Annotated in this window: 15 protein-coding genes, 1 tRNA gene and 1 pseudogene; 9 read left to right on the forward strand and 8 right to left on the reverse strand. The window is 71.9% G+C overall.

Annotated features, from left to right (window positions below):
- Position 1 precedes the first annotated feature (1 nt).
- Positions 2–1,072 (reverse strand): PHP domain-containing protein, encoded by a 1,071-nt coding sequence (locus GA0070622_RS03355; RefSeq protein ID WP_091568357.1) that lies wholly within the window; start codon positions 1,070–1,072, stop codon positions 2–4.
- A gap of 58 nt (positions 1,073–1,130) precedes the next feature.
- Positions 1,131–1,883, reverse strand: coding sequence for a M23 family metallopeptidase (locus GA0070622_RS03360; RefSeq protein WP_091568362.1), 753 nt, complete (start codon positions 1,881–1,883; stop codon positions 1,131–1,133).
- 208 nt (positions 1,884–2,091) lie between these two features.
- On the opposite strand from GA0070622_RS03360, the gene GA0070622_RS03365 reads away from it, so the two are divergent.
- The 4 genes from GA0070622_RS03365 (at position 2,092) to GA0070622_RS03375 (ending at position 3,875) form a co-directional block, all read left to right on the forward strand.
- The gene (locus GA0070622_RS03365) at positions 2,092–2,388 is read left to right on the forward strand and encodes a hypothetical protein (protein ID WP_091576827.1); all 297 of its coding nucleotides are present in this window, start codon (positions 2,092–2,094) and stop codon (positions 2,386–2,388) included.
- A 72-nt stretch (positions 2,389–2,460) separates the two neighbouring features.
- Entirely contained in the window at positions 2,461–2,631 is a 171-nt protein-coding gene (locus GA0070622_RS32375) for a hypothetical protein (protein WP_172967891.1), read from the forward strand.
- Positions 2,632–2,752: 121 nt separating this feature from the next.
- Positions 2,753–3,277: a tRNA adenosine deaminase-associated protein gene (locus tag GA0070622_RS03370; protein WP_091568366.1), complete on the forward strand. Its 525-nt coding sequence runs from the start codon at positions 2,753–2,755 to the stop codon at positions 3,275–3,277.
- Positions 3,267–3,875 carry a nucleoside deaminase gene (locus tag GA0070622_RS03375; protein WP_091568370.1) on the forward strand — a complete coding sequence of 203 codons (609 nt, stop codon included), beginning with the start codon at positions 3,267–3,269 and terminating at the stop codon, positions 3,873–3,875. Before GA0070622_RS03370 ends, GA0070622_RS03375 begins: the two co-directional genes overlap by 11 nt.
- Before the next feature lie 99 nt (positions 3,876–3,974).
- Here GA0070622_RS03375 and deoD read toward each other — a convergent pair whose 3' ends face one another.
- Positions 3,975–4,682, reverse strand: a complete 708-nt coding sequence (gene deoD / locus GA0070622_RS03380; protein WP_091568373.1) for a purine-nucleoside phosphorylase — start codon at positions 4,680–4,682, stop codon at positions 3,975–3,977.
- 75 nt (positions 4,683–4,757) lie between these two features.
- Between deoD and GA0070622_RS03385 the strand changes: the two genes are divergently transcribed.
- A tRNA-Ser gene (locus GA0070622_RS03385) sits at positions 4,758–4,844 on the forward strand.
- 86 nt (positions 4,845–4,930) lie between these two features.
- Here the strand turns inward: GA0070622_RS03385 and GA0070622_RS03390 are convergent.
- The 5 genes and pseudogenes from GA0070622_RS03390 to GA0070622_RS03410 form a co-directional block, all read right to left on the reverse strand.
- A pseudogene (locus tag GA0070622_RS03390) lies at positions 4,931–5,938 on the reverse strand (tyrosine-type recombinase/integrase); the annotation flags it as partial.
- Positions 5,939–6,761: 823 nt separating this feature from the next.
- Complete coding sequence (locus tag GA0070622_RS03395; protein WP_091568376.1) at positions 6,762–8,951, reverse strand: hypothetical protein; 2,190 nt, start codon at positions 8,949–8,951, stop codon at positions 6,762–6,764.
- Between the two features lie 577 nt (positions 8,952–9,528).
- Positions 9,529–12,012, reverse strand: a complete 2,484-nt coding sequence (locus tag GA0070622_RS03400; protein ID WP_091568378.1) for a hypothetical protein — start codon at positions 12,010–12,012, stop codon at positions 9,529–9,531.
- Between the two features lie 116 nt (positions 12,013–12,128).
- Positions 12,129–12,650, reverse strand: coding sequence for a hypothetical protein (locus tag GA0070622_RS03405; protein WP_091568381.1), 522 nt, complete (start codon positions 12,648–12,650; stop codon positions 12,129–12,131).
- On the reverse strand, positions 12,647–13,261 hold the full coding sequence (locus GA0070622_RS03410; protein WP_091568385.1) for a hypothetical protein: 615 nt from the start codon (positions 13,259–13,261) through the stop codon (positions 12,647–12,649). Before GA0070622_RS03410 ends, GA0070622_RS03405 begins: the two co-directional genes overlap by 4 nt.
- Before the next feature lie 161 nt (positions 13,262–13,422).
- Here GA0070622_RS03410 and GA0070622_RS03415 point away from each other — a divergent pair, with 161 nt between their 5' ends.
- Genes GA0070622_RS03415 through GA0070622_RS03430 form a run of 4 tightly spaced genes read left to right on the forward strand, consistent with a single transcriptional unit; the run spans position 13,423 to position 16,917 of the window.
- Positions 13,423–14,148, forward strand: a complete 726-nt coding sequence (locus GA0070622_RS03415; protein ID WP_091568388.1) for an ABC transporter ATP-binding protein — start codon at positions 13,423–13,425, stop codon at positions 14,146–14,148.
- Complete coding sequence (locus GA0070622_RS03420) at positions 14,145–14,915, forward strand: ABC-2 transporter permease (RefSeq protein WP_091568392.1); 771 nt, start codon at positions 14,145–14,147, stop codon at positions 14,913–14,915. The genes GA0070622_RS03415 and GA0070622_RS03420 overlap by 4 nt, the downstream gene beginning before the upstream one ends.
- A gap of 17 nt (positions 14,916–14,932) precedes the next feature.
- Positions 14,933–16,258 carry a sensor histidine kinase gene (locus GA0070622_RS03425; RefSeq protein ID WP_091568396.1) on the forward strand — a complete coding sequence of 442 codons (1,326 nt, stop codon included), beginning with the start codon at positions 14,933–14,935 and terminating at the stop codon, positions 16,256–16,258.
- A 14-nt stretch (positions 16,259–16,272) separates the two neighbouring features.
- On the forward strand, positions 16,273–16,917 hold the full coding sequence (locus tag GA0070622_RS03430; protein WP_091576831.1) for a response regulator transcription factor: 645 nt from the start codon (positions 16,273–16,275) through the stop codon (positions 16,915–16,917).
- The last annotated feature ends 42 nt before the right edge of the window (positions 16,918–16,959 follow it).

The raw sequence follows: 16,959 nt of genomic DNA on the forward strand, positions 1-16,959 counted from the left end.
CTCAGCCCCGGCCCGCCGTCCACTTCACCAGGCGGTCGGCCGTCCACGTGTTGACCACCCGGTCCGCCGGTACGCCGCAACGCGCCGCCCGCTCGCAGCCGAAGCGCTGCCAGTCGAGCTGACCGGGCGCGTGCGCGTCGGTGTTGATCGCGAATCGGCAGCCGGCCTCCAGCGCCCGGCGGATCAACCGCTTCGGCGGGTCCTGCCGTTCCGGCCGGGAGTTGATCTCGACGGCGACGTCGTGCTCGGCGCAGGCGGCGAAGACGGCGTCCGGGTCGAACTCGCTCTCCTTGCGGGTGCGGGCCCGGTGGCCCCGGTCGCCCGGCCCGGTCACGCCCGCCGGCCGGGACGAGACCATCCGGCCGGTGCAGTGGCCGAGGATGTCCAGGTGCGGGTTGCCGATCGCCGCCAGCATCCGGCGGGTCATCCGCGCCCGGTCGTCGCTCAGGCCGCTGTGCACCGAGCCGACCACCACGTCCAGCCGGGCGAGCAGCTCGTCGTCCTGGTCCAGCGAGCCGTCGGCGAGGATGTCGACCTCGATGCCGGTGAGGATGCGGAAGCCCTTCGGCAGCGCATCGTTCACGGCGGCCACGTGGTCGAGCTGCCGGCGCAGCCGGTCGGCGGTGAGACCCCGGGCCACCTTGAGCCGGGGCGAGTGGTCGGTGAGCACCACGTACTCGTGCCCCAGCTCGACCGCCGCCAGCGCCATCTCCTCGATCGGCGAGCCGCCGTCGGACCAGTCGGAGTGGGTGTGGCAGTCGCCGCGCAACGCGTCCCACAGCCGCGCCGCCTCCTCGTCCAGGTCGGTGCCCTCGGTGGCGACCAGCCGGCGCAGGTAGACGGGTTCCTCGCCGGCCAGCGACTCGACGACACAGCGGGCGGTCACGTCGCCGACGCCGGCCAGCTCGGTCAACTTGCCGGTGCGGGCCCGCTCCGCCACCTCCCCGGCGGGCAGCGCGCCGAGCGCCGCGGCCGCCGACCGGAACGCCCGGACCCGGTAGGTGGCCTCGTTCGCCCGCTCCAGCAGGAACGCGATCCGGCGCAGGTCGGCGATGGGGTCCCGGGCAGTCATGCCCTGGAACCTACGCGCTCGCGCCGCCCGCCGGGTGGCCCCGCACCGCGCGTCGGGGTCAGCCGCCGGCGGTCGACCGGCCGGGCGACGTCGGGCAGCCGTGCTTGCGCTGCCAGGCGGTGACCTCGGCGACCGGCGACCGGTTGCCGCCCTTACGCCACGAGTTCAGGTAGGGCGCCGGCCAGACCACACCCCGCCGGATCCACCAGTCGTTCGTGCCGGTGCACTTCGGCGACAGCCCGAAGTGCAGGTGGCAGACGTTGTTGGCGTTGCCGGTGCGGCCCACCTTGCCGAGCTGCTGGCCGGCGCGCACGCGTACGCCGGCGTCGACGCCGGCCGTGATCGCGCTCAGGTGGGAGCCGTAGTAGCGCACCCCGTCGTCGCCGAGCAGCGACACCGAGAGTCCGCCGTTGTTCGGCCCGAGCGGCCCGCGCTTGTCGAACCGGTCCACCCGGCTGACCTCCAGGACCACGCCGTCGGTGACCGCCACGACCGGCTCGCCGCAGTCGGCGAAGAGGTCGGTGCCCGGATAGCCGCCGTGCGTCGGGTGGTAGTCGACGTTGCCGGCCCGGACCGGGAAGACCCGCCGCACGTCGGTGCCGGTCGGCGTCGGGGCGGCGGAGGAGGCGGCCGGCGGGGTCGGGCGGGGACTCGCCGGCTCGGCCGGCTGCGCGGCGGTCACCATCGGGCTCGGGTCCCGCCAGGCGTCGGCGGGCGCGGCGGGGCGGTCGCACCCGGCGGCCAGCGCCGCCACGAGCAGCAGGACCGGGTACGCCGGACGCGCGCGGCGTCCGATCGATGGCGAGCGCATCCGATCATCCTGGCAGACCACTACCGTGGGGACGAACGCCGAGAGCCGGCCACATCGATCGGTTACTGTGCGTGATTGTTGAGCTGGTTCACCCGGGAAGGGGGCAGCGGTGACGAACGGGTGGTACGGCGTATCCGACGGGCCCGGTCCGGGGGTGGCGCACCCGCCGCCGCGTACGCCGTCGGGGCTCTTCCCGTCCGGCGGGCCGATGCGGCCCAGCTACCGCGAACCGCACCCGGTCACCGGCGGCGGCGTCGCGGTGGGCGCGGTGGCCGCGTTCGCCTGGCTGCTGCTGTTCGGGCTGGTCGGCCGCGATGTGCCCGGCTACGCGTGGTGGACGCTGTTCGCCGGCGGGGTGGCCTGGGCGGCCGCCGCGGCGCTGGTCCGCCACGGCGACCGGGGGGTGGCGACCGGGGTGGCCATCGTCACCGCGGGCGGCTGGAGCATCGCCGCCGCGGTCGTCGCGGTGCGGTGGGCGCAGTCCGGCGACTGGCCGCTCTGGTGACCTTGGGTGCCGGTTTCGCTGCGTAGCGAAGACCATCTTGACGAACGCGTGGTGACGGTTCACGCTCGCGGTATGGCCTGGACCACACCGCCGCGGCTCGACCCCGAGCGGAGCCGCCGTCGCCTGCAACTCCTCGCCGAGTTGGCCGGTGCCCGTGCGGTACAGCAGCGCGAACGGCCGCAGCGGGCGCGCACCGAGCGGCTGCGCCAGCTGATCGCCACCCGTCGGCGCGTCGCCGGCTGAACCACTTTCTCCAGGAACGGCCGGCCCCTTACGGGGCGTTGACCGGTCGCCCGCCGACCCGACCGGTTAACGTGCATCGCGTGACGTGTCGGCGTGCTGCCGAGGCCAATTTGGGGGGACCGTGTCGTACTTCGCTGCTGCCGTGGCGCGCGTCGACGGTGGCTGGACCGCCGGCGAGGTGAGCCTGCGGGGCGTCACCGACATCGAGGAGGTGGCCGACCGGCTGCGCGACGTCGAGCCGGACGCCGACCTCTCCCTGCTCTTCGTCGAGGCGGACGACACGTACCTGGTGATCCTGCGCCTGGACGAGGGGGAGGACCTGCGGGTCTTCGGCTCCGACTCGGCCTACGCGGAGGAGTCCCGGCTGGGCGCGCTGCTGGTGGGCGACCTGAAGACCTCGGTCACCGGGCTGGAGGACGTCGACGAGCCGCGCCCGACCGGCGGCGACGAGGACAGCGAGCAGCCGGCCGTGGACCCGGAGGCCGACCCGGTGGGCGACGCAGACCTCCTCGCCGACCTGGGCATCCCGGCGCAGAAGCTGCTCGCGCTCTGCGCCCACGAGGGTTCCATGCCGGCGGACGTCACCGCCGAGATCTGCCAGGTGCTCGGCTGCGCGGACGACGTCGAGGAGCTGCGTGAGGTCTGAGCCGGGAGAGTCGGTCACCCCCGGCGCGGCGGAACCGGTCGACGCCACCGATCCGGCGCTGGAGACGGTGGGACCGCCGGGCGCGGGGCCGGGTGCCGACGAGTGGCTGGCCGGGCTCGGCGAGCTGGGTCGCCGGCAGCGGCACGAGCTGTGGATGCGCCGGGCCCTGGAGGTCGCGGTGACCGGCCCGGACAGCGGCACCCCCGGCGAGGACGCCGACGACGTGCCGGTCGGTGCCGTGCTGTACGCCCCCGACGGCGCCGAGCTGGCGATCGGGCGCAACGAGCGGGAGCTGACCGGCGACCCGACGGCGCACGCCGAGGTGCTGGCGCTGCGCCGGGCCGCGCAGCGGCTGGGTCGCTGGCGGCTGGACGGCTGCACCCTGGTGGTGACGCTGGAGCCGTGCACCATGTGCGCCGGTGCGATCGCGCTGGCCCGGGTCTCGACGGTGGTGTTCGGGGCGTGGGAGCCGAAGACGGGTGCGGTGGGCTCGCTCTGGGACGTGCTGCGCGACCGCCGCGTCACGCACCGCCCCGAGGTGTACGGGGGCGTGCTGGAGACGGAGAGCGCGGCGCTCCTGCGCGCGTTCTTCCGCTGAACCCGCCCGCCGCGCCGCGCCGGCGTCGGTCGTGGCGCGGCGCGGACGACGACCGCCCCGGCACCGGGCGGTGACGGGGCGGTCGGCGGAACGGATCGGTCAGGCGATGATGGTGTCGAGGGCGATCTCGACCATCTGGCCGAAGGTCTGCTCACGCTCCTGCGACGTGGTCTTCTCGCCGGTCTTGATGTGGTCGCTGACGGTCAGGATGGTCAGCGCGCGGGCCTTGAAGCGGGCGGCGATCGTGTAGAGCGCCGCGGACTCCATCTCCACCGCCAGCACGCCGTAGTCGGCGAGCGTGTCGTAGAGGTCCGGCCGGTCGGTGTAGAAGGCGTCCGCGGCCAGGATCGGCCCGACCCGCATGCTGATGCCGCGCCGCTCGGCCACCTCGACCGAGGTACGCAGCAGCCCGAAGTCGGCCACCGGGGCGTAGTCGATCAGCCCGTCGAAACGCATCCGGTTCATGTTCGAGTCGGTGGACGAGCCGATCGCCGCCACCACGTCGCGCAGCGCCAGGTCCTCGGTCAGGGCCCCGCAGGACCCGACCCGGATCAGCGACTTCACGCCGTACTCGTTGACCAGTTCATGGGCGTAGATGGAGGCGGACGGCATGCCCATGCCGGAACCCTGGACGGAGACGTCGACGCCGTTCCACCGCCCGGTGAAGCCCAGCATGCCGCGCACCGTCGTGTAGCAGCGGGCCTCCTCGAGGTAGGTCTCCGCGATCCACTTGGCCCGCAGCGGGTCGCCCGGCATCAGGACCCGCTCGGCGATCTCTCCCGGCTCAGCGCCGATGTGCGTACTCATGGCAAAGATCCTGCCAGGCCGGCCGGAGGGATACCGGTTCGGCGTCCAGACCGGTGGTCCTGTACCCTCGTCGGCGGTGGCGTGTCCGAGTGGCCTAAGGAGCACGCCTCGAAAGCGTGTGAGGGTTTACGCCCTCCGCGGGTTCAAATCCCGCCGCCACCGCTCGTGAAATGCGAGAACGCCCGGTCGATCCGCGAGGATCGGTCGGGCGTTCCGCTTGTGGTCTCAGTTTCGGTCTCAGTTGCTGCTCAAGAGGTCGATTCCGGGTCCCCTGTTGAGCTGTCCCACAACAGCCCTCCGACGCGTTGGGCGATGTCCCGCCTGACCTGGGCGGTGAGGTGTTGGTACCGGGCCGCCATCGCTGAGTTCGACCAGCCCATGATTCCCATCACGGCCCGTTCGGCAAGGCCGAGGATCAGCAGCACCGTGGCGGCGGTGTGCCGGGCGTCGTGTAGCCGGCCGTCCCGTAGCCCGGCGAGTTTGAGCAGTCGCTTCCACTCGTCGTAGTCGGTACGCGGGTTGACCGGGCCGCCGGTCGGTGTGGCGAACAGCCAGTCACCGTCCTCCCAGAGTTGCGCGGCGGTCGCGCGCTCCTGTTCCTGTTCGTCGCGGTGCTTGCGGAGGAGCGCCACCAGCTCGTCGGGAAGCCCGATGCTGCGCCGGCCGGCGCGGGACTTCGTCTCAGCGGTATCGGCCCGCACCTGGCGGCGGGCGGGACAGTGCCCGCCGTACTTCCGGCCGCACGGTGAGCGACACCCGTGCTCCCACCTCGGCCGCTGCCGGCCGCGCCGGACGGTCAGCGTCCCCGCGTCCAGGTCGACGTCCGGCCAGCGGAGGCCGAGCGCTTCCTCTTGGCGCAGGCCGAGGGCTAGCGCGACCGCCCACCGCGCGCTGTTGCGTCGGCCGTGGGTGGCGGCCATCAATCGCTGTACCTCGGAGACCGTGTACGGCTCGATCTCACTCTCTGGCAGGCGCGGGGCCTTGGCGAGGGTGGCCGGGTTCTTGGCGAGGTGCCCCCGGCGCACGGCCTCGTTGAGTGCGGTCCGGATCGTGCGGTGCGCTTGGTGGGCGGTCGCCGGAGCGCTGCCGGTTTCCTGCATCCGGCGGTAGAAGCGCTCCAGGTGCTCGGGCTCCAGGCGCTCGATGCGATGGGCACCGAGGCCGGGGATGAGGTGCCGGTAGGCGGCCACGCGGTAGCCGGCGAGGGTGTTCTCTCGCACGGCCGGGGCAGCGATGTTTTCGACCCAGTGAGTGAAACGTCGTGGACTTCCACCCCGTCGACGTCGGCCGCGGCCACCGGTTCCAGTAACTGACGCTGCGCTTCCCGGACGCCGAATAACGGACCATGGACTATGGGGGCTGCGGCGGGTCAGAGCCGCGTCAGGACGTCCAGCTACCAGGCCCAGCCACGGTCGCGCGAAGGAACTGGTCTCGTACGACAAGGTCGTACTCTGCGATCGCCGTCAGTGCACCGGGGCGCGTCACATCTGCGAGCGTAACGGCACCAGGCTTAGGACGAGAGAACGACGCGGCTGCCGGGTGTGAGTGGCCCTCGGAGGTGAGAGACGCCTACCTCCGAGGGCCATCAGCATCTACCCGCAGCCTAGGCCGCCACGGCTCTGGGGCTCCAGCTCGACCGTCCTGGTACCGCCGGAAGGCGTTCGTTCTCGATCGGATCGAGAGATCGCCCGACGACCCCTTCGCACCATCGAACGTCGATGCGACTCGTGTGTGGCGGCAGCCGCAGTAGCGCGATGTGCGTCCACCTACCGTGTCGTTGGGGCCGGTGGCGGAAGTGCTCGCTGAGCCGGCCGGCGAGAGTGCTCGTCGTCCTGTGGACGCTACCTACGTAGAGGACGTCCCCTTCGCCGGTAGTGATGATGTAGACGCCAGCGCGCTCACCACTCCAGATCTGTTGGGTTATGACCCGCGGGATCGGCTGGAGTGATGGCCCGCTGTGCAGCACCTGCAATCCGACCGGGTTGTCCACGGCCGGATGTCCCAAGCCCAGACCACGCCCGTCGAGCAGGTCGTGAAGATGCGCGGCGCGGGGCAGGGTCAGTCGTACCCTCGGGCGGCTCACTCGGCGGCCCCGCCAACATTGCCCTCGGCCAGAGCGGCGTTGGCCTTAGCACGTCGGTCGGCGAACTTCTTCCAGTAGATCAAGTCGTCGTACGGCTCGCCCAGCACCTCAAGGGTGTCCAGACGGTCGGGCCAACCGTTCAGGTTGACGTACGGCTCCGCGCCCTTATCGGCGATCTTCGCCATGTCCGACACCGTTGTAGCGACCTGCTGAACGAGGGTGTGCAGCCGTTCCGAGAGCGCGGCCATTCGCGCGCTCGCGGACAGGTCCCGAGGGCTCGAAGGCTGGCCGGCTCGGCGCCGAATCGCCTGCGGCGTGAGGACCTCAGACAGCTGATCCTCGGGGTCGACCTCTCGGCCTGCGGCGACGGCGGACTCGATGCCGACGCTGGACAACCCGTGCTGGGGAACCTCCCGAACTTCGATGCCGCTGCGGCCGTCGGCGATGATCTGCGTCAGCTGGTGAATACCCCAGGTCGACCGCAAGAGCCTCTCGAGCACCTGGTTCGGCTCCAGCATGTCACCGGCCTGAGCGCCTTCACCCCTACTCCCTACCGCCGTCCGATCGAAGATAATGGGGCGGTTCGGCGCGCACGTCGCCCAGTAAGCCGCCCGTACCGCGAGCTCCTTCATGGCCGCCCCCATGGACGTCCTTTCGCCGCGAGCGCGCGCCTCGTCCGCCAACTCGAACTCGCCGAGCGCCTCGTCGAGCAAGTGCTGCAGCTCCGCAGCGCCGCCGCCGATACTGCGGGGGCAGACTCCCCGCAAGCCAGCGAGACGCAGCGACCTCTCCAGCGAAGACTGGCGCCCCTGCTTTCTGTCCGTGCTCGCGACTGCGCGAGTCGCGACCTCTGCCGCAACCAGAGACCGGGTGTTGTTCTTCGTGATGACACCCCTCGTCTCCAGCGCCTCCCTGGTGAGCCTCCAGTTGACCGTGTTCTGGGTAGGCAGCAGCGCCGCAGCGGCCAGCACGCCGACGTCATCCGGGTGGGCGATGCCGGCCGCGATGGCCGCCTTCGGATTGTTCAGGATCTCGCTGATCACACTCTGGGGAATCCCCGGAACCCGCGGGAGACGCTGCTTCGACTCCAGCACTGTCAGCACAGCGACACCGCGTGCCTGGCGCTCCGTTGACACCGTGAAGGGAGTGGGCGGCTCCATGTGTTGCTGCGCGACGAACCGCCGCCGGACCTCATCAAGAGGCACGTCACCACGAACGGAAAGCACGATCCGCGTGCTCGGCATGACGGCCGTGGTCAGCACCCGGGCCTCGTCCCGGGTGATGTCCTTCCCCTCCCGCACCTTGCCAGCGACGGCGAGGATGCGGTCCCGGGCCTTCTTCATCGGGTGACCGCCGAACTCGACACCAGTCGTCGGCGTATTCGTCAGAACGCTGATGGTGTCCTGGAGAGTGCCCTCCGGTGCTCGCCCCACGGCTTCGGCAGCTCCCTGCTGCGCGAACAAGACCCGGCCATAGCAATCAGCCGTCTCGAACGCGCCGAAGGTCGCAACTCCCGGCACCTTGACCAGGAGGGGAAACAGGGTGCCGCCCACGCGGATACCGTTGGTCACGATGTCCGCGCGGTAAGAATTGACCGACTCAACATGCCGGTCGATCTTCGCCATCTGGGCGTAGAAGTCCGCAGTCGCCTCAGTGTCGTTCGGGCCAGTGTGCGAGAACACCAGCGAGCTGTTGTCGTCGGACGACACGTAACGGCTCAGCGCGAAGTCGCTGTCGTACCGCTCCTGCTCCATGCGGACGTTCTCCGGCGCCCGAAACACGGCTGCGGTCATCGTCGCGACGCTGATCGTCTCGCACAGCACCTTGCCGAGGATCTCGGAGTCTGGTGCTTTCAGGGCCGTTAGTACCTTGGTCGGGTCGGCAGCCAACCAAGCCAGGTTGGTTGCCACGCGGGCCGGGAGACCCCGCGCGATGGCCTCGTCGCGGATCGCACCGAACTGGTGCCAGGTCATCTTCTTGATCCGGTCCGCCATGACCGTCAACTCCGCCGTCGACGGCATCGACTCCCCGTTGGCCTCCTCAATCTCGGCGTCAGGAGTCGTCAGGTTGTTAGGGGAACCGTCCAGGAGCTGCTCATCTGCCAGCGGATTCCACTGATCGGCCGGCGGTGAGCCCGGAGGCAGGAACGCAGGCTGGGTGGCCGGGACGCGAGACGTGGTGCTCATACTGATGATCTCCGTGCGCTTTGGATCCGCACGGCGAACCGCGCGGATCGAATGTGCGCGATCACCTTCGGTGGAGGGACTGCCTACCGACCGGGGTCCCGCACAAGCCACCCACGGCATGGGCTCTACGTGCGGAGCGCGCCAACAGTCACACGGCGTACGGCGTCCCGGGACTCACCCGGTTCAACCTCGTCGGCGCGGAGGTCAAGGACCTCGGCCGGCGCGTCGTGCTCCCGTCAGCGAACTATCGACACCCGACCATACCACCACAGTCGACACTGGTGCGCCTGCTCGTCTACTGCGGCGCGTCGGACTCCGGTGCCGCCGGAGCCGAGTCGACTGCGGGCTGCGGTCTCATTCACGGTCATACGACGACGTTCGTTAACGGCCTTCGACTGGCGTGGAAGCTGATCACGGTATGCGCCAAACAGGAGCGGACGCATGGTCGCAGACCTCGAAAGCGTGTGAGGGTTTACGCCCTCCGCGGGTTCAAATCCCGCCGCCACCGCTCGTGAAATGCGAGAACGCCCGGTCGATCCGTGAGGATCGACCGGGCGTTTCCCGTTCCGGTTGCCGGTCAGCTCGCCGGCGTGCTCGCGTCCCGGTGGGTGAGCTGGTAGGTGGCGTCGACCGCGTCCGCCTCCAGGACCACCGTGACCGGGCCGGCGGGCAGCGTGCAGGAGATCGTCCGCTCGACGGCGTAGCCGCTCGGCCCGCAGTAGCGCCGGCCGGCCGAGTCGAAGACCGACAGGCGCGCGTCACCGGTCCCGCCGGTGCGCTTCCAGGTGATCGACTCCGTGGCCGCGCGGGCGTCGGCCGGGATCGACAGGCACACCCCGAACCGGTCCGCACCCGTGGTCACCGTGGCGCCCGTCGCGCCGGCCGGCAGCTCCGGGCAGGCCGGCGGGCCGTCGGTGCGGGCGAACGCGAGGGCGTACGGCCCGTCCGCGACGCCGTTGCCCGAGTTGAGCACGACGCGGAACGGCGCCTGGCCGGTCAGCTCGCAGTGGTATTGCCGCAACGAGTACTGGTCGCAGACCGAGGCGCCGGTGGCGTCGATCACCGTCATCTCGGGCCAGCCGGCCCCGGTGGCGTCGCCCGGGAACAGTCCGGTGAGAAGCGCGCCGGCGGGGCTGCTCAGCTGGAGGCAGTCGAACTGGGCCGGGGTGCTCAGCCGGCCGCGCACCGGCGCGTCCTGCCAACCGGTGTCGGACACCGCCCGGCAGTCCGACGGCATCCACGGCAGCACCGCGAGCTGGTAGCGCAGGCCGTCGTCGATCACCGATTCGACCGCGCCGCCGCTGAGCACCAGGGTGTACCGCCCGGCGGCGGGAACCCTGCACCACTCGTCCGTGCACACCTTGTGCCCGGCGTCGTCGTAGACGGTCGCGTACTGCCGGTAGTTGTCCTCGCCGACCGCCTTGACCCGGAAGGTGCCCTCGGGCAGGTCCAGGACGCGGCAGCGGCCACCGCCGAGCGCGCCGGCCGGCGCGGCGTTGTACGCCCCGGGCGTGACCGTCGGGCAGCCGGTCGCGTCGCTGAGGTCGCGGATCTGGAGCCGGTAGGTCAGGTCGGTGTCCTCCGGCTCCCACCGCGCGAGGTAGGAGATGACCCGGTAGGTGCCGGTCGACGGCAGGAGGCAGCCGTCCTCCTCCGACCACTCGGTGCACAGCGCGGCACCCTGCTCGTCGACGAGCCAGGAGTAGAGGTCGTTGTAGCGGTCCGGGGCCCGGTAGACCATGACCCGTTCGCCGGCCTCGCCGTGGAAGGGCTGGCAGTTGGTCTGCACGGCCGAGGTCTGGTGCACCGTCAGGGTCGGCTGGTCCCAGGCGACAGTGGCCGGGGCGGCGCAGCCCTCGACCCGGTCGAGTCGTGCCACCGCCACCCGGTACGTGACCGGTTCCCAGTTCCAGTTCTGCATGAGCAGGGTGTAGGAGCCGGCGGTCGATGCCGCGCAGGAACGCCAGGAGTCGTACTCCGTGCACACCACCCGGCCGGCGTCGTCGTACACCCGCCAGTCGAGGTACTGGTTCGCGTACTGCTCGATCCGGACGAGCAGCGGGCCCGGGGTGGTGACCCGCAGCTTCTGGCAGCCGACTCCCTGGTTCGGCGGCACGGTGCCGTTGCCGAGCGCCGAGCCCGGGTCACCGAAGGTGGTCAGGGGCAGGGCCGGGCAGCCGACCGACCGCGAGATCCGGGGCATCTTCAGGGTGTAGGCGGCCTTGGCGCCGTAGGTTTCCTCCAGGAAGAGCCGGTACGGCCCGGGCTCGCCGAGCGTGCACTCGGTGGGGTAGCGCACCGTGCAGATGGGTTGGAACTGCCCGTCCAGGATGTTGCCCTGGATGTCCTCGGCGCCGCCCGGGTCGGCCAGGTGCAGGACCGTGCTGGTGGGCTGCGTGAACGTGAAGCAGCGGGCGGCCAGGCCGGCGGGCAGTGTGCCGCTGCGTCCGGCCGACGCGAAGGAGAAGAAGCTCTCGGAGAGCGTGGCGCAGGTGGAGGGCGCGCGCATCGACTCCGCCGACAGCGAGTAGGCGCCCTGGCCGGTGCCGTAGTCGAGCTCCACCGTGATCGTGTAGGTGCCCGCCGCGCCGAGCCGGCAGTCGTTCAGGTACGGGCCGACGAAACAGGCGTGGGCGCCGTCGGGTCCGTGGACCTGCCCGCCGACACCGTCGCCTGAGACATGTCGGAGCCGGACGAACAGGGTGTCCTGGTCGACCGTCGAGGTGACCGTCCAGGTGTGCTTCGCGGCGCCGGTGATCGACGCGCAGTTCTTCACCTTGCCCAGCGGGAGCTGCCCACCGCAGGTGGCGGCCGTGCTGGCGACCGCCGCAGACTTCGCGGAGGTCGGGGCGGGAGCCGCCGGGGCGGGAGCCGTCGGGGCGGTGGATGCCGCCGCCGACGGCACGGCCGCCGGACGCGGCTGCTCGGTCGTCGTCGGTCGCGGCGAGGGATCGGTGGTCGGGGCGGCGGTGGCGGGGCCGGCCAGCAGGCCCGCCGCGGCGGCGCCCAGGGCGGCTGCGGCGGACCACCTCGCCAGTCGCCTCCACCATGGATCGGACATGGTTGTACGCACGGTTCACTCCCCCGTAAGTGCCGCGCGATCTGCGCGAGCGAGGAGATGATTCCACGGTGGTCGATGGTGGACAATCGTCTTGTCAGGCCGCCGCGACGGGTCGATCAGCACGGGCCGTAGCCCTCGTCGAAGAGGCGGCGCGCCCAGTCCGCGTACCCGGCGATGATCTTTCGGACCGTGACGCCGTCGTGCAGGAACAGGTACGCGCGATCGCCGTCGCGGGCGAGCAGTCCGGCGAAGCGGTGGCTGCCGGGCGGCGCCGGCAGCGCGGTGGCGCCGGGGTACGCGGACCGGACGTCGGCGACCGGTGTGCCGGCACTGATCCCCTCCGGTGTGCTCATCGGGTCGTCGAGCCAGAGCAGGACGAGCCGGTCGTCGACGAAGATCGGGCTGGCCGAGCCGAGCCCGGTCAGCGTGGGCCCGCAGGCCTCCTCGTCGGTGTGCAGCAGCCCGCGCCGGGTGAGGTCCTCCTCGGTGTCGCCGAACTCCGCGTTGCGCAGGCCGTCGAGGCTGACCACCTCGGCGGCCCCGACCGGCCGCGCCGGCCACTGTGGATGGACACCGCTGCCGGCGATGGACGCGGCAGCGGTCAGTGCGGCAATAAAGCCGAATTGTCGTATTTTCATGCAATCCCCCAGTCCACAACGGGACCGGGGCGTCGAGGTTGCTGGTGCGGGTCGGATTGGCGCAGTTCCCACTCGTCGGCCAGCTCGTCCCAGTAGTCGGCGGACAGCCCACGCCGGCCGTGCGCCAGCCAGCCCTCGGTGTCGCGCTCCAGGTGCAGGCCCAGCTCGGCGAACGGGTCGATCCACGAGCCCGGCTCGGCGCCCAGCCGGGCCAGCGCCGTGTTGATCGGCCACTCGGCGCGCGGCCGGTCCAGCGCCTGGTCATAGCGCGGCCCCCAGCTCACGTCGCCGCCCAGCCAGACCACCGCGGACTGGTGGCCGAGCCCGCCGGCGAACTCCGCCTCCAGGTAGGCCACCGGCCCGTTGTTCGACCAGTCGGCCAGCAGCTCCGCCAGCGCGGGCGAGAGGACCAGCCGGAACGGGCGTTCGGCGCACGGGTCGTCGGCGGCGAAGTCCGGCAGCCGGCCGGTCAGCTCCTCGACCAGCTGCGGAGTGACCGGCAGCAGCGCGAAGTCCTGGCGGAGCGCGGCGAGCACCGCGTGGTCCAGGTCGGCGGTCCGCTCGCGGAGCAGCTCGACGTCGGCGACCACGGCGCTGAGCTGATAGCTCATCCGATCCCCTCGGCATCCACAGCCTGTGGATAGAACATGTGTACGACGCCTCCTCCCGTGTGTCCCGAGACGTTACCGGGGACGGGGGGCGGAAAACCCCCGGACGGAGTCGGATGGTTTCCGCCTTCTGGCGACCGACGGCGCTGCCTAGCGTCGATCATGTGATCGAACTACGTGAGTTGACCAAGCGCTACGGGGGCCGGGTCGCCGTGGACGGGCTGACCGTCCAGGTTCGGCCGGGGGTCGTCACCGGCTTCCTCGGCCCGAACGGCTCCGGCAAGTCGACGACGATGCGCATGATCCTCGGCCTGGACGCCGCGGACCACGGCGAGGCGTTGATCGGCGGCGTCCGGTACCCGGACCTGACCTGGCCGCTGCGGACCGTCGGCGCGCTGCTCGACGCCGGGGCGTTCCACCCCGGCCGTAGCGGCCGGGCACACCTGGCCGCGCTGGCCGCGAGCAACGACATCCCCGGCTCCCGGGTCGAGCGGGTGCTCCGCACGGTCGGTCTGTCCGACGCGGCGGCGCGGCGCACCGGGACGTACTCGCTCGGTATGCGCCAGCGGCTGGGCGTGGCGGTGGCCCTGCTCGGCGACCCGGGTGTGCTGCTGCTCGACGAACCGGTCAACGGCCTGGACCCGGAGGGCATCCGGTGGATCCGGGACCTGCTGCGCGGGCTCGCCGCCGAGGGCCGGACGGTGTTCGTGTCCAGTCACCTGATCGCCGAGATGGCACTGACCGCGGACCGGTTGGTGGTCATCGGCCAGGGCCGGCTGCTGGCCGAGACCACCGTCGCCGCCCTCGAGGCCGGGCACGACAACCTGGAGGACGCGTTCCTCCGGCTCACCTCGCAGACCACCGACTACCGCGGAACGGAGGTGTCATGACCGGCTACGGATTCCGGCACGTGGCCCGGATGGAATGGGTCAAGCTGCGCAGCGTCCGGTCCACGTGGTGGCTGGCGGCGGTGACCGTCGTGGCGATGGCCGCGACCGGGATCGGGGTGGGAGTCGGCTACCGGTCGCACACCCCGGTCGCCACCGCCGCCCAGATCCTGAACAACAGCCTGAGCGGGGCGATTCTCGCCCAACTCCTCCTCGGCGCGCTCGGCGTGCTGACGGTCACCGGTGAATACGGCACCGGGCAGATCCGTTCGACGTTCGCCGCCGTACCCCGGCGTCGGACCGTGCTGGCCGCGAAGGCCGCGGTGTCCGGCGGCGCCGCTCTCGCCGTCGGCCTCACCGCCAGCTTCGCCGGCTATCTGGGCGGGCAACTCGCCATCCGCGGCACCGCCATCCCCGGCGCCCCGCTCAGCGACCCCGACATCCTGCGCGCGGTCGTGCTGACTGGCGGCTACTTGGCGGCCACCGCGCTGATCGGGGTCGGTGTCGGTGCGGTCGTCCGGCACTCCGGCGCGGCGATCGGCGTACTGTTCGGCCTGGTCTTCGTGCCGTCGTTCGCGGTCGGGCTGTTCGGCGAGAACGGCATAGCGGTCGGCAGGTTCGTGCCGCTGCTGATGCTGCTCAACTCGGTCGCGGTCACCTCGCCGACACCCGGACTGTTCGCGGGGTGGGTCAGTGTGCTGGTGATGGGTGGCTACGCGGCGGTGGCGATCCTCTGCGGCGGTGTTCTGCTCCGCCGGCGCGACTCGTGAGAGGCGACAATGGGCCGATGACCGCGCTGCGCGCCCCGTTCACCACGCTGGCGCTGCGCCACGCGGTGTTCTGCGTGATCGGCGTGGTCAGCGCGGTCGCGATCCTGGCCGCGCCGGCGCTGGTGCCGGGCCTGGGCGCCCTCGTCCTCTGGGCGACCGGCGGCACGTCCCAGCAGCCCGCGCCCACGGTCGCGCCGCTGTTCCTGGTCCTGTTCCCGCTCACCGTCGCGCTCCTGGTCGTGCTGGCCGCCCCGATCGGGCGCGCGGTGGGAGGCATGCACCGACGGCTCGCGTACCGGCTGCTCGACGCGCGGGTGGACGCCCCACCGCCCCGCCCCTCGAACCGGATCGGCGCTCTGATCGCCGACGGGCCCGGCTGGCGCGCCGTCGGATACGGCCTGCTCAAGGTGCCCCTGGCCATCCCCCAGGGGTACGGGGCGTTCTGCTATCTGGTCGGCCCGGTCAACCTCAGCTACCCGCTGTGGTGGCCGCTGTTCCGCAACCACCCGCCCGGCACCCGGCTCGGGCCGGTGTGGGCGCTGACCCCGTTCGGTCCCCTGGGTGCGCGCACGTTCGCCGGCTCGTTCCTCATCGCCGCCGCAGGCCTCGCCATGCTGCTCGTCGCGCCCTGGCTGATGCGGGCCGGCACGGCGGTGGACGTGGCCGCGATGCGGTGGCTGCTCGGCCCGCGCCGGCTCGCCGAGCGGGTACGCGAACTCCAGGCCAGCCGGGCCCGCGCGATCGACGACGCGGCCACGATGATGCGCCGGCTGGAACGCGACCTGCACGACGGCGCGCAGGTCCGGCTGGCCACGCTGGCGATGAACCTCGGCATGGCGACCGAGAAGCTCGGCGCCGACGGCCCACCCCCCGACCTGGCGCAGGCCCGGGAGCTGGTCGCGCTGGCCCACCGCGGCGCGAAGGACGCGCTCACCGACCTGCGCGACCTGGTACGCGGGATCCACCCGCCGGTGCTCGACAACGGTCTCGGCGACGCGCTGGCGACGCTCGCCACGGGCAGCGCCGTCCCGGTCGAGATGAGCGTCGACCTGCCCGAGCGCCCCGCGCCCGCGATCGAGACCATCGCCTACTTCTGTGCCGCCGAACTGCTCGCGAACGCGGCCAAGCACAGCCGGGCGGCCCGGGTCGGGCTCGCCGTCGCCGGCTCCGGCGAGCGCCTGAGCCTGACCGTGGTCGACGACGGCGTGGGCGGGGCGGACCCGGACGGCCCCGGCCTGACCGGCCTGACCCGTCGCATCGGGGTCGTGGACGGCCGGATGCGCGTGCACAGCCCGGCCGGCGGACCCACCCGGGTCGAGATCGACCTGCCCACCCACGCGTGAACGGAGGCGACGGCATGCGGGTGGTGATCGCGGAGGACGCCGCGATGATGCGCGAGGGACTGGTCCAGCTGCTCGCCGACCGCGGTTTCGAGGTGTGCGCGGCGGTGGCCGACGCGGACACGCTGCGGTCCGCGGTCGCCACCTTCGAACCGGACGTGGCGGTGGTCGACATCCGGATGCCGCCGACGCACACCGACGAGGGGCTGCGTGCCGCGATCGACGTGCGGCGCGACCATCCCCGGGTCGGCGTGCTGGTGTTCTCGCAGTACGTGGAGACGCGCTATGCGACCCGCCTGCTCGCCGACCGGCCGACCGGCGTCGGATACCTGCTCAAGGACCGCGTCGCCGACGTCGCCGACTTCGTGGACGCGTTGACCCGGGTGGCGTCCGGCGGCACCGCGCTGGACCCGGAGGTGGTCGGCCACCTGATGCGGGCCGGGCGGGACACCGCCGGGCTGGCGTCGCTGACCCCGCGCGAACGGGAGGTGCTCTCGCTGATGGCCGAGGGGCGCTCCAACGCCGGGATCGCGGCGGCGCTCGTCATCACCCCCGGCGTGGTGGAGAAGCACGTGGCGAACATCTTCGCCAAGCTCGGGCTGCCGTCCTCGGAAGGCGACAACCGCCGGGTCCTGGCCGTCCTCCGCCACATCGGCGGCTGACGTCACGCCACGTACCCGAGCAGGGGGCCGGACCCTCGACGG

Source organism: Micromonospora sediminicola, from assembly GCF_900089585.1.
Taxonomy (GTDB): Bacteria; Actinomycetota; Actinomycetes; order Mycobacteriales; family Micromonosporaceae; genus Micromonospora; species Micromonospora sediminicola.

What these genes read in the sequence shown, in the direction of transcription:
- GA0070622_RS03355 (WP_091568357.1), bottom strand. Translation starts at nt 1,072, where the DNA reads ATGACTGCCCGGGACCCCATCGCCGACCTGCGCCGGATCGCGTTCCTG.
- GA0070622_RS03360 (WP_091568362.1), bottom strand. Translation starts at nt 1,883, where the DNA reads ATGCGCTCGCCATCGATCGGACGCCGCGCGCGTCCGGCGTACCCGGTC.
- GA0070622_RS03365 (WP_091576827.1), top strand. Translation starts at nt 2,092, where the DNA reads ATGCGGCCCAGCTACCGCGAACCGCACCCGGTCACCGGCGGCGGCGTC.
- GA0070622_RS32375 (WP_172967891.1), top strand. Translation starts at nt 2,461, where the DNA reads ATGGCCTGGACCACACCGCCGCGGCTCGACCCCGAGCGGAGCCGCCGT.
- deoD (WP_091568373.1), bottom strand. Translation starts at nt 4,682, where the DNA reads ATGAGTACGCACATCGGCGCTGAGCCGGGAGAGATCGCCGAGCGGGTC.
- GA0070622_RS03395 (WP_091568376.1), bottom strand. Translation starts at nt 8,951, where the DNA reads ATGAGCACCACGTCTCGCGTCCCGGCCACCCAGCCTGCGTTCCTGCCT.
- GA0070622_RS03400 (WP_091568378.1), bottom strand. Translation starts at nt 12,012, where the DNA reads ATGTCCGATCCATGGTGGAGGCGACTGGCGAGGTGGTCCGCCGCAGCC.
- GA0070622_RS03405 (WP_091568381.1), bottom strand. Translation starts at nt 12,650, where the DNA reads ATGAAAATACGACAATTCGGCTTTATTGCCGCACTGACCGCTGCCGCG.
- GA0070622_RS03410 (WP_091568385.1), bottom strand. Translation starts at nt 13,261, where the DNA reads ATGAGCTATCAGCTCAGCGCCGTGGTCGCCGACGTCGAGCTGCTCCGC.
- GA0070622_RS03420 (WP_091568392.1), top strand. Translation starts at nt 14,145, where the DNA reads ATGACCGGCTACGGATTCCGGCACGTGGCCCGGATGGAATGGGTCAAG.
- GA0070622_RS03425 (WP_091568396.1), top strand. Translation starts at nt 14,933, where the DNA reads ATGACCGCGCTGCGCGCCCCGTTCACCACGCTGGCGCTGCGCCACGCG.
- GA0070622_RS03430 (WP_091576831.1), top strand. Translation starts at nt 16,273, where the DNA reads ATGCGGGTGGTGATCGCGGAGGACGCCGCGATGATGCGCGAGGGACTG.